The sequence below is a fragment of the Bacillota bacterium genome (genome assembly GCA_013178045.1).
Taxonomy (GTDB): Bacteria; Bacillota; Ch66; order Ch66; family Ch66; genus Ch66.
Map to the genome: position 1 here is coordinate 1 of JABLXP010000039.1, position 11,758 is coordinate 11,758.

An 11,758-nucleotide genomic window follows, 5' to 3' on the forward strand; every position below is an offset into this window, starting at 1 on the left:
CCGCCGCGTACGGTTTCTTATTGGTCACGAAACCGCCGAATGCGATGCAGTCGCCATCACGAACAAACTTACTAATGGCTTCTTCCAGGGTCATGACTTTGTTTTGAACGTTCATTGTTACACCCCCCTTTTTGGGCTATCAGTCTTCAGATTGCCCGGGCAGTAGGTTTTGGCTCTCCAGATACTCGAACAATATTTTGGCGGTACCACCAACAATTTTCAAACACCGGCGGTAGTGGGCCTCATTATCAAACTCATTGAAGTTTAGTTTGCTGCAACACGGAGAACCAAAATTTTGCACAAAGAGTTCATAGATCTTGCGCGCGTGTTGTCCAATTTCCCGGCGTTCAGTTTTGCAGTCGGTTCGCCCGTGCAGCATACCAAGCACCATGATAGACGCGTTTAGAGCCCCACATACACAACCGGCACGACCAATACCCCCTCCCAGTGGGGTGGCCATTTTAATTATTTGTAAATCCCAATCGGGTGCTAATAGCTCTCGCCCAGTCAGTAATACTGACTCAGCGCAGTTAAACCCCTGCCGGTAATAATCCCCTGCTTTGTTACGGGCCTCTAAGGCCAAATTTAATGACACCTCTACTACCTCCTTTCATTGTTGTACCCGATTTAACGGTGGAGAATAAAAGACCAGTACCTTAAGAGGTTCGATAACGTTCAGTTCATGCTCCACTCCTGGGGGAACAAAAACTGCCATGCCTGGACCCACTTCCTGTCTCTCCTCACCCACCTCAATCTGACATCGGCCTTCTAATACATAGTACCCATGTTCCAGATCAGGATGGCTGTGCCGGTGGGCTGCCCCTCCCACATTCAACTCACCTAGAACCACCTCAAAATTCTTTGCCCCAACTGTGTCTTCACCAATCAACCGCCGGTTTACTGTCCCAGTATGGCCCCCCGGGATGTATGTCTCTACTTCTTCCGGTCTGATAAAAAGTCTCTTGCCATTCATGGTTTCACCTCCCTCTGTGTAGTTTATTTTTACATTTTCAATTTGGGCTAGGTTTGAAAGGTTAAATTAAATCACTCCCTCTTTACGTAAAACTTCTAAGTCAGATGGTAGAAGGCCGATTTCCTTGAAAATATCCTCGTTGTGTTCACCTAAAAGAGGGGCTCCCTGGCGATACTCGGCCGGTGTTCCCGACAATTTAATTGGAAAACCCAGTTGTTGAACACAACCCGCGACCGGGTGTTCGACCTGAAATACCATTTGACGTTCAGCTACACGAGGATTGCTCAGGGCCTCATCGATTCGCCAAACAGGGGTCAAACAAACATCTTCGTGGGCAAATTCAGTCATCCACTCATCAAGAGTCCGGGAACTGAACTTTTCCTGAAGACATGTCTTCATCTTTTCTTGGTAGTTTGGGTCTTTTTGAATCGGAATAAATTCCTCAAGACCCAGCCGACGACACAAGGCACTCCAAAACTTCGGCTCCAACGCTCCCAGAGCTAAATAACGATTATCTTTGGTTCGATAAGTGTTATAACACGCCAACGGCCCGGTATACGGGTGTTCTCCAGGACCAGGGGCTTTTCCGCCTGTCAGGTATTCGGCAGCAACAAGTGGTAGCCAACTTATAATTCCGTCAGCAATAGATATGTCAATATACTGCCCTTCACCGGTTTGGTCGCGAGCAATGAGCGCCAGTAGAATGCCTATCACCGCCATCAAGCTGCCTCCACCAAGGTCAGCGATCTGAACCCCAGGTAAAGGGATTGAATCCCCCTGACTGGCAGTGAGTCCAAGAATACCAGCCTGGCTGATGTAATTAATATCATGACCTGGTTTGTCCCGGTCAGGCCCGGTCTGTCCATAACCAGTAATTGAACAATAAATCAGTTGAGAGTTAGCTTCTTTCAAGCGCGAGTACCCAAGTCCAAAGCGGTCCATCACCCCGGGCCGGAAGTTTTCTACCAATACATCCGCTGTTTTGACCAGCGCTTGAAATAACTCCTGCCCCCGTTTTGACCTAAGATTAAGTGTGATGCTCTTTTTATTCCGTTGAAGTATCAAATGACGGGCACTTAAACCTTGAATAAATGGAGGAGAATTCCGCCCCGGCTCTCCCCCCGCTGGGTCTTCGACCATGATCACCTCGGCGCCGTAATCGGCCAGCATCAGGGTAGTAAATGAACCGGGGAGCAGCCGAGTTAAGTCAAGCACCCTGATCCCCTCTAATGCCAGCAAAGCCATCACTCCCATTCTAAAGTGGTATATTACTGTGTTTTCTCCACGGTCTAACCACTTCTTTGTTTTGCGCTGCTTCTAAAGCAGCAATCACTACCTTTCTCGTATCTCGAGGATCAATTACATCGTCAATATCCTGTCTGGACGCAGCATAATATGGGTTAAGGAATTTCTCCGTATATTCTTTGATCCTTTCCGCTCTCGCTTGTTCGGGATCTTTGGCCTGAGCAATCTCTTTTCTGAAGATTACACTGGCGGCGGTATCAGCCCCCACACTGGCAATTTGCGCTGTTGGCCAGGCAAAGACATAATCTGCTCCCATCATCTTACTACCCATAGCGATCTGAGCGCCGGCATAGGCCTTTCTTACCATCACCGTAACCATGGGTACGGTAGCCTCAGAATAAGCGTGGAGCAACTTGGCCCCCCGGGTAATGATCCCGTTTCGCTCCTCATCCTTGCCGATCAGGTATGCGGGACTGTCTTGCAGAGTAATGATAGGAATGTTGAAGGCATCACAGAATCTAACAAAGCGAGCCGCTTTCTCCGATGCCTTGCAGTCAATACAACCACTAAGCACCAGAGACTGATTGGCCACGATCCCCACTGAGTGCCCATTCATCCGGGCGAAACCACAAATCATATTGCGGGCATACTTCGCTTTAATCTCAAAAAACTGACCGTTATCCACTATACCTTTAATTACCTTGTGCATGTCAAAAGGTTTTCTTAGGTTTGCCGCTGGAGAATAAAAATCGGTCTCGTAGTCATAGCCAATTTCCTGGTAGTCCTTAACTGGTGGTTTTTCCTTATTATTTGAGGGAAGGTAGGATAACAGTTCCTTAATGTAGGATAAACATTCGTCCTCGTTCTCAGCGACTAAATCTGCCACTCCGCTCTCCCGAGCGTGGACTTCAGCCCCGCCGAGGTCCTCTTCGGTGATATCATAACCCAGCTGTGTTTTAACAAAAGCCGGGCCGGCGATATACATCGCACTATCCTTAGTCATAATAATGAAATCAGTCAAACCTGGGGAGTATGCCTGTCCCCCGGCAACACTACCCATTATAGCTGATATTTGTGGAATTACCCCCGAGGCCAGCGTGTTTGCATGGAAGAGTTCCCCAAACTTGACCATTGGGCCCATAACCTCATGGAGTCTCAAGCCCCCTGATTCCAGCAAGCCAATCACCGGCGCGCCGGCTTCTAAGGCCCTTTGCATTACTTTAAGAATTTTATTACCATGCATTTCGCCAAAAGAGCCACCTAGCGCCAGAAAATCCTGGGCATAGACAAAAACCAACCTGCCGTCTATTTTTCCGAAACCAGAAATCACCCCTTCGGCCGGAATTTTTCTCTTATCCATCCCAAAGTAGCTACAGTGATGGGTAACCAGCATGTCTAGCTCAGTAAAAGAACCCGGGTCTAATAACTTCTCGATCCTTTTCCTGGCTGTATACCGATGCCGGGCAAAACGTTCCTGCAGTTGTTCATCGCTTGGATAATTAACGATCTTGTTCTTGATCTCATGCAGTTCTTTTATTTTTTCTTCCATGATTTCTCTTTCAGTCTTGTTAGACATCCTAAACACCTCTTATCTCATAATCCTGACAAAGCCTAGGCGACCGGGCGGACTTTGATTTGACCACCCGGCACCTCTTCTCTCCTAAATCTTACAAAACCAAGCCTGTGTTAAAGCCTTTTATTTCAGTAACTCCCGGGCAATAAGATTTCGTTGAATTTGGTTTGTCCCCTCAACAATCTGGGCTCGTTTGGCCTCTCGGAAGAATCTCTCCACTCGGTAATCTTTAATAAATCCGTAACCGCCGAAGATCTGCACGGCATCGGTAGCGATTTTCATTGACGTGTCAGTAGCAAATCGCTTCGCCATCGATACTTCCTTCGCACAGGGGAGACCCTTATCATATAGATAAGCTGCCTGGTAGACGAGAAGACGAGCAGCTTCCAGTTCAGTGGCCATATCAGCAAGCATATGCTGGATCGCTTGGAAAGAAGCAATCGGTTGCCCAAACTGAACCCGTTCTTTCGCGTAAGCGATCGCGGCATCTAAGGCTGCTTGAGCCCCACCAACCGCTTCCGCCGCCACGTTTATTCTTCCGCCATTGATCGACCGGGTAAAGTTTCTAAAACCTTCGTTTTCCTCCCCTAACCTGTTTTCAACTGGAACCCGAACATTTTCGAAAAAGAGCTGGCAGACAGGTACAGAATTAAAAGCCAGTTTCTTCTCTGGTTTGCTAAAAGTGAAGCCAGGCATCCCCTTTTCGAGGATGAACCAGGTCATGCCATTTAAACCCTTCGTCTTATCTGTCTTGCACAAGACGGTGTAAACGTCTGATTCACCCCCACCAGTGATAAAGACCTTTGTCCCGTTGAGAACATATTCGTCCCCATCTCTGACTGCCGTTGTTTGCATCGAGCTAATATCGGAACCGGCATTTGGTTCGGTGATACAGATTGAAGCGAGCTTCTCACCACGTGCTAAAGGCAAAACATATTTTCGACGTTGTTCTTCAGTTCCGTTAACGTATATTTGACGGACAACCATGTTGTGGACAGCCAGGTAGTTCATCGCTCGGGCCGCCCTGGCCAGTTCTTCTATAACCAGAGCCCCCATGAAATAGTTCATCCCACTTCCACCATATTCTTCAGGAATATACATCCCAGCTAAACCAAGACTGGCCGCTTTTTGGAATGTTTCCCGGGAAAAACGGCTATTTTCTTCCCACTCGTCAATAAATGGAGCGATTTCCTTTTCCGCGAAGTTTCGGACTGTTTGTTTGAGCAATTTTTGTTCTTCCGTCAATTCAAAGATCATCTTTAATAAACCTCCCTCACACATAACTTTCTGTCAAAATAGCTAATGTAATCGGTCTCCGCCGCAATGGGGGCAATTTCATTCTGGGCAAACCGGCGAATGGTATCTCTAAACATTTGTTGTTCTTCATTCAACTTAAAATCCACATCCGTCACCCATCTCAATCAGCATTGGCTCAATTCATAGAGCAGGTATTGTTCAAATCCACCGACTATTTTCCGATGAATTTGGGCTTTCTCTTTTCAATAAAAGCAGTCATCCCTTCTCTTTGGTCAGCTGTAGCAAAGCATAACCCAAACAGGTCAGCCTCATGGGTCATGGCTTTATCCACATCCATCTCCAGACCTTCGTCAACGGCCGCCTTGCACAAGCGCACGGCAATCTGGCCCTTGGAAGCAATCTTGTTTGCCAGGGTCTTACAGAATTCCATTAACTGGTCTTCGGGCACCACATGATTGACTAAGCCGATCCGGTAGGCGTCAGCCGCACTAATCATGTCGGCCGTGAACAACAGTTCTTTGGCCCGGCCTTTACCAACCAGCCGGGGCAGCCGTTGCGTCCCGGCAAAGCCGGGGATAACACCGAGACCCACCTCGGGTTGCCCGAACTTGCTTTTTTCGGTGGCGACCCGAATATCACAGGCCATGGCCAACTCGCAGCCCCCACCCAGGGCGAAGCCGTTGATTGCGGCAATGACCGGCTTTGGCATGTACTCGAGTTTGCGGAAAGTCGCCTGCCCCAACAAGCCAAATGCTCTCCCTTCAAGGGCGGTCATGTTTTGCATAAAGGTAATATCCGCCCCCGCGACAAAGGCTTTATCACCAGCCCCTTTCAGGATCACGACAAAGATCTCTTCATCAGCGGTGATTACATCAATCGCCTGGCTTAGTTCCTCCAGCACTTGCTGATTTAAAGCGTTCAAGGCTTTAGGACGATTGATGGTCAAAATGCCGATATTGCCTTCTTTTTCTAACAAAATGGTGTCCCAGGCCATTAGCCGACCCCCTCACCTACTTGTACTCGTAGAAGCCTTTGCCAACTTTCCGACCAAGCCAACCAGCTTTTACGTATTGGCGGAGCAGTGGACAGGGGCGATATTTCGGGTCGCCGTAGCCTTCGTATAAAACAGTCAGTATCGCCAGCACGGTATCCAAGCCGATCAAGTCAGCCAACGCTAGGGGACCCATTGGGTGGTTCATTCCCAGCTTCATGACTTCGTCAATCCCCTGTGGCGAGGCTACCCCTTCATAGAGGCAGAAAATAGCCTCGTTAATCATGACCTGCAGGACCCGATTAGAAACGAAGCCCGGTACATCCCTAACCTCAACTGGCACTTTACCCATCTTCACGCTCAGGTCTTCAATGATTTTGTACACTTCATCACTGGTCGCCAGTCCACGGATAATCTCTACCAATCGCATCACTGGCACCGGGTTCATGAAGTGCATTCCGATAACTTGTGCCGGTCGCTTGGTCACCGCCGCAATTTCAGTAATCGGCAGCGAGGAGGTGTTCGAGGCCAGGATCGTCTGCGGCGGACAAACCTCATCGAGTTCTTTGAACACTTTGGACTTGATCGCCATGTTCTCGACAATGGCTTCAATCACCAGGTCGCAGTCTTTCGCATCTGCCAAACTGGTCGAGGGTATAATCCGGGCAAGGATAGCGTCTTTTTCTTCAGCGGTCATCTTGCCTTTTTCCACGTTCCGGGTCAGGTTTTTCTCTATGACCTTGATCCCTTTTTGCACCAGGTCCATGTTGAGATCATTTAACACTGTGCTAAAACCAGCCTGAGCGGACACCTGCGCGATCCCGCCGCCCATTTGACCAGCACCAACAACCATGATTTTCTTGACTTCCATGCTTCTCCCCCTCTTTTCTATACAATACAATTTAAGTGAACCTAGTCTACCTTGATCAACATCGCGTCGCCCTGGGCAGCGCCACTGCAGATCGCCGCAATGCCGTAGCCGCCTCCGCGGGCCCGCAACGCAAAGGCCAAATGCATCAGAATCCGGGCCCCACTAGCACCGATCGGATGACCAAACGCGATCGCCCCACCGTCAACATTGACCCTATTGGTATCCCAACCAGCAATCTTGGTGCTGGTCAACACCACTGCGGCAAATGCCTCGTTCACCTCAAACAGAGCAATATCGTTTACTGTCATTCCTTTTTGTTTCAACAGCTTTAATGTCGACAGGCCGGGAACCGTGGCGATGTAACGGGCTTCCTGGGAAACCTCCGCATGGCCGCAAATGGTCGCCAGCGGTTTAATCCCTAATTCCGCCGCTTTCTCTTTGGACATTAGCACCAGGGCGCCCGCACCGTCGTTAACACCCGGCGCGTTACCAGCCGTTATCGTCCCATCCTTGCTGAAGACCGGCGGCAGCTTGGCCAGACCTTCCAGCGTCGTATCCGGCCGCGGCGCCTCGTCGGTATCGAATATGGTCGGCCCTTTCTTCCCGGGGATCTCTACCGGCACGATCTCTTCTTTCAGGCGGCCGTTCTTGATCGCCTCCACAGCGTGCAGTTGACTGCGCAAGGCCCATTCGTCCTGATCTTGACGACTTAAACCAAATTCTTTCGCTACTTCGGAACCATGGATCGCCATGTGCCGATCGTAAAAGGCACACCACAGGCCATCGTGGACCATCAGGTCTACACACTTCTGGTCCATCATTCTGGCGCCCCAACGCATCCCGCTGAGGAAGTATGGGGCATTGCTCATACTTTCCATTCCACCCGCGACCACAATATCAGCTTCACCAAGCCGAATCTTCATATCGGCTAAAGCCACACTAGTCAGACCGGACGCACAGACTTTATTAACGGTGATTGAAGGAACCTCCCAGGGAATTCCTGCTTTCCGCGCCGCCTGCCGTGATGGAACCTGGCCGCAGCCGCCCTGCAGAACTTGCCCCATGTATACATAGTCAACCTGTTCCGGCGTAATACCAGCGCGCTTAACCGCCTCAGCGATGGCTATTCCGCCTAGTTCGACAGCTTTTAACGACTGTAACGCCCCCCCAAACCGACCAAAGGGGGTTCTGGCAGCACTAACGATTACGGTTTCTTGCATAACTCTCCACCTCACTATTTTTTCTATGTCCCAAACAAGCCGAACCTTTTTCTATTAGGAAAAGCAGCCCACCCATTGACTCAAAATACTCCTTTCCTCCGACGTTGTTTCCCCTAACCCATAACCAACCACCTCCTTGTCTGACGGGGCTCGCTGGCTCTCAACTCAGATAAATGGCTATCTATTTGTTATATATGGATTTGTTAAGGCTTGAGACTTGACAACCGCTGGTCTGTATGCAGAATACTTGCTTTCTGTGGTTATGGATGAAGGCTTATGGTGAAGGTGGTTGCTCAAACCACAGCGAGGGCATGTAATTTCTAACTCCAGACATTCCCTGTATTTACCTAATAGCTTATTACATCTTGCACACCTGAATTCTGTTAACATTAATCCTCCCCCTTTTTACAACACCACCATAAATCACCCCAATTACTAGAAAATACCATAAGCGAATTAGAACTTACACTATATTTTTATTATAATATAATAATATAATAATAATCACTAAAATATTTCTTTTTATACTTGTTATCTATAAAATAACTATGTTAACATAAAGATAATCTATTCATGTTTTTCGACATATAAATAAACTTTCCTTCTGGTTTTGCATAAATTTTTTTAAAATTTTTAAAAGTATTTGTTATCAATATGCTAACTGTGTTATAATTTTGTTAACCTAATTATTGCTATTCGACGTCCGATTAAATTTCCTCCTGTTCAAGAACAAAAAATTTTTATCAAACAAACCATAAAAATAAAAAATAATATAATAGAAAAATAAAAAATAATATAATAGACAGTCTGGAAAAACAATGTTAATCTATCTGGTGGTAAATTTATTTTATTCAAACAAAAGGAGCTCTTTTATGAAAAAACATCAATATAAAAAGCCTTATTCCTCTCTGCAGACCGTCGAGCGCACATTACAAATCTTAAATTTCTTTTCTGAACAGCAACCAGAGTTATCTTTGAGTGAAATTAGCCGCCTGCTTAATACCTCAAAACCAGTTGCTTTAAAATATCTCAACACTCTTCAAACTTTTGGATTCTTGAGACGAAATGAGGAAACCAAACGATACTCCTTAGGATTTGAACTAATAAAATTAGGAAATTTAGCCAAGCAATCTTTTGAAATTAAATCAATCGCCCATCCGGTTATGGTCAGGCTGTCAAATGAAACTGGTGAATCAGTATATCTTCTTGTCCCTGACTTACCTTTTTATCAAGCCATATGTATAGACAGCGTAGAAAGTCCTCAGACTGTAGTTTCAAAGTTCAGAATGGCTGCGCCGCTTTATGCTGGCTCTTCAAAAAAAGTCATTCTGGCCTATCTGGGAGAAGAATATTTAAAATCAATGCTTGCCAATATCGATATGATCCCATTCACAAAAAATACTGTGGTCGATCCTGAGCTACTAATGATACAATTAGAAGAAATACGAATGAAAGGCTACAGTATTTCATATGAAGAAACAGTTTACGATGCTGGCGCAGTAGCTGCTCCAATATTTGGTTCGTCTGGCATTATCGGGAGTATGGCAATTTACGTCCCTTTATACAGGCTTACTCCAGAAAGAATACCTTTTTTGATTCAAACATTGTTGAATGGTACGCAGGAAATTTCTAAAGCATTAGGATACACTGGGTAGTCAAGGAAACAGGTTCGTCATATGCCCTGCCCTTCTTTGTGTGACGCGCGCCCGGTGATGCTTGGTCTGCCGTTTGATCTGCCTCTGGTGTGCCTCCTGGTCTACATAGTTCGGGAAACCGCATGAAATAAGGGTTCCTAACGAAACCCTATACTCGGCCTTTTCTTCATCATAAAAATTATAAAACCTTGATAAATCGAGTGAAACATGGCGCCCACGCCACCACCGGGGCATGAAAATTGTGCTATAATTTCTTTGGGTCGCCCCACAAAGCTCGTTGAGACTTGGTACACAAAGTCCGGTGTCAAGTGTGAAGCTGGTCACTACCCCAGGAACCACCGAATGTTGCCCCGTTTTTAAGGGAGCACGCTGGGCAGAATCTTTGTTAGAAGTGGTGGCCTGGTGGCGGCCCACTAGGTATTCACAAAAGAGGTGAGTAACTGTGCAAGTACTATACGAGCGCTGCTGCGGTTTAGACGTCCACAAAACCAAGGTGGTGGCTTGTCTGATCACTCCGGGAAAGGGAGGTAAGCCGCAGAAGGAAATCCGTACCTTTGGAACCACCACTGACGAGTTAAACCTCTTGAGCGACTGGTTAGGTGCTGCTGGCTGCACCCACGTGGCCATGGAAAGCACCGGTGTCTACTGGAAACCCGTGTACTATATTTTTAGAAGGTAACTTCGAACTGCTGGTGGTAAACGCAAAAGACATCAAGCAGGTCCCCGGCCGGAAAACCGATGTGAGTGATGCCGAATGGATTGCTCAGCTTTTGCGTCACGGACTGCTAAAAAGCAGCTTCATCCCGCCCAAACCAATCCGGGAATTGCGCGATCTTACCCGGCATCGTAAAACCCTGGTGCGGGAAAAAGCCCGTGTTATCAACCGCATCCAAAAAGTTTTGGAAGACGCTAATATTAAACTATCTTCGGTGGCCAGCGACGTTATGGGTGTCTCCGGACGGGCCATCATTAAGGCATTAGCTCAGGGCACAAATGACCCGTATGCTCTGGCGGAACTGGCTAAAGGGTCCTTGCGCTCAAAGATGTCCGAACTGGAAAAGGCGCTGTCCGGAGTGGTAGAACCCCACCACCGCTTCCTCCTCCACCAACACCTGGCCCATAACACCTGGCCCATAACACCTGGCCCATATTGACTTCTTAGAGCAGGCCATTGCCCAGGTGGAAGCAGAAATCGAGGAGCGGATGCACCCTTTTGCCGAGGCGGCCGAGCGGCTGATGACCATTCCCGGCGTGAAGAAGCAAGCGGCCTGGACGATCATTGCTGAAATCGGCGTCGACATGGGCGTTTTTCCCTCCCACAAACACTTAGCCTCCTGGGCGGGCATCTGTCCGGGAAACAACGAGAGTGCTGGTAAACACAAAACTGGACGTACCTGCAAGGGTGACCCCTGGTTACGCGAGACTCTGGTAGAAGTAGCCTGGGCCGCTTCCCGCTCACGCAAGACGTACTTTTTTGTCCAGTACCACCGCCTGGCAGCTCGGCGGGGTAAGAAGCGGGCACTGGTGGCCGTGGCGCACAGTATCCTGGTAATTATTTATCATCTGTTGGCTAAAGGGACCACCTATTCTGAGCTGGGGCCGAATTTCTACGACCACTTGAACCACCAGCGGTTACTTAAGTATCATTTACGCCGTTTGAAAGAACTCGGTTACCGGGTAACTGCCGAACCAGAAACAGCAGCTTAAAGGTTTAATTCGTTTCAGGCATAAGGGGCATTAACTCTCCACAATACGGAGGGTTAGGTGGTGCTTGTTTTTTTTCAAAGAGCTGTGTTTTCTGGCGTCGCACAATTTTCTGGGCAGTATTAGCGGGGAAGATACCATCTACCCCCGATGCTGATAATCTTGTCTTCATTAACAAGCCTGGAGTGATAAATTGTGACTGAGGGAATACAAAGCCCTCCCAAGAGGAGTAAACCTATGCTTGGTCCCTAACAAGGGCAAACTGGCAC

General features: G+C 47.8%; 11 protein-coding genes and 2 pseudogenes. 2 read left to right on the forward strand and 11 right to left on the reverse strand.

All coding sequences use genetic code 11. The features are described from left to right. From HPY81_11105 to HPY81_11155, 11 genes and pseudogenes are all read right to left on the reverse strand, one after another. Nucleotides 1-115 (reverse strand): glutaconate CoA-transferase (locus HPY81_11105; GenBank protein ID NPV27952.1); only part of this gene is annotated, 115 nt, incomplete at its 3' end. A 24-nt stretch (nucleotides 116-139) separates the two neighbouring features. Further along, a complete protein-coding gene (locus HPY81_11110) occupies nucleotides 140-595 on the reverse strand; it encodes a C_GCAxxG_C_C family protein (protein ID NPV27953.1) in 456 nt (151 codons plus the stop codon). A 15-nt stretch (nucleotides 596-610) separates the two neighbouring features. Beyond that, nucleotides 611-973 carry a cupin domain-containing protein gene (locus HPY81_11115; GenBank protein NPV27954.1) on the reverse strand — a complete coding sequence of 121 codons (363 nt, stop codon included), beginning with the start codon at nucleotides 971-973 and terminating at the stop codon, nucleotides 611-613. 66 nt (nucleotides 974-1,039) lie between these two features. Further along, complete coding sequence (locus HPY81_11120; protein ID NPV27955.1) at nucleotides 1,040-2,212, reverse strand: CoA transferase; 1,173 nt, start codon at nucleotides 2,210-2,212, stop codon at nucleotides 1,040-1,042. A gap of 16 nt (nucleotides 2,213-2,228) precedes the next feature. Next, on the reverse strand, nucleotides 2,229-3,767 hold the full coding sequence (locus HPY81_11125) for an acyl-CoA carboxylase subunit beta (GenBank protein NPV27956.1): 1,539 nt from the start codon (nucleotides 3,765-3,767) through the stop codon (nucleotides 2,229-2,231). A 147-nt stretch (nucleotides 3,768-3,914) separates the two neighbouring features. Continuing rightward, nucleotides 3,915-5,048: an acyl-CoA dehydrogenase gene (locus HPY81_11130; protein ID NPV27957.1), complete on the reverse strand. Its 1,134-nt coding sequence runs from the start codon at nucleotides 5,046-5,048 to the stop codon at nucleotides 3,915-3,917. A gap of 50 nt (nucleotides 5,049-5,098) precedes the next feature. Continuing rightward, nucleotides 5,099-5,194: pseudogene (locus tag HPY81_11135) on the reverse strand (hypothetical protein). A gap of 65 nt (nucleotides 5,195-5,259) precedes the next feature. Beyond that, nucleotides 5,260-6,042, reverse strand: a complete 783-nt coding sequence (locus tag HPY81_11140) for a short-chain-enoyl-CoA hydratase (protein ID NPV27958.1) — start codon at nucleotides 6,040-6,042, stop codon at nucleotides 5,260-5,262. A gap of 16 nt (nucleotides 6,043-6,058) precedes the next feature. Further along, nucleotides 6,059-6,910 carry a 3-hydroxybutyryl-CoA dehydrogenase gene (locus HPY81_11145; GenBank protein ID NPV27959.1) on the reverse strand — a complete coding sequence of 284 codons (852 nt, stop codon included), beginning with the start codon at nucleotides 6,908-6,910 and terminating at the stop codon, nucleotides 6,059-6,061. A 41-nt stretch (nucleotides 6,911-6,951) separates the two neighbouring features. Then, entirely contained in the window at nucleotides 6,952-8,130 is a 1,179-nt protein-coding gene (locus HPY81_11150; protein ID NPV27960.1) for an acetyl-CoA C-acetyltransferase, read from the reverse strand. A 177-nt stretch (nucleotides 8,131-8,307) separates the two neighbouring features. Continuing rightward, nucleotides 8,308-8,520, reverse strand: coding sequence for a Com family DNA-binding transcriptional regulator (locus HPY81_11155; GenBank protein NPV27961.1), 213 nt, complete (start codon nucleotides 8,518-8,520; stop codon nucleotides 8,308-8,310). Between the two features lie 428 nt (nucleotides 8,521-8,948). Between HPY81_11155 and HPY81_11160 the strand changes: the two genes are divergently transcribed. Further along, nucleotides 8,949-9,785 carry an IclR family transcriptional regulator gene (locus HPY81_11160; GenBank protein ID NPV27962.1) on the forward strand — a complete coding sequence of 279 codons (837 nt, stop codon included), beginning with the start codon at nucleotides 8,949-8,951 and terminating at the stop codon, nucleotides 9,783-9,785. Between the two features lie 442 nt (nucleotides 9,786-10,227). Further along, nucleotides 10,228-11,492: pseudogene (locus tag HPY81_11165) on the forward strand (IS110 family transposase). Nucleotides 11,493-11,758 lie beyond the last annotated feature (266 nt).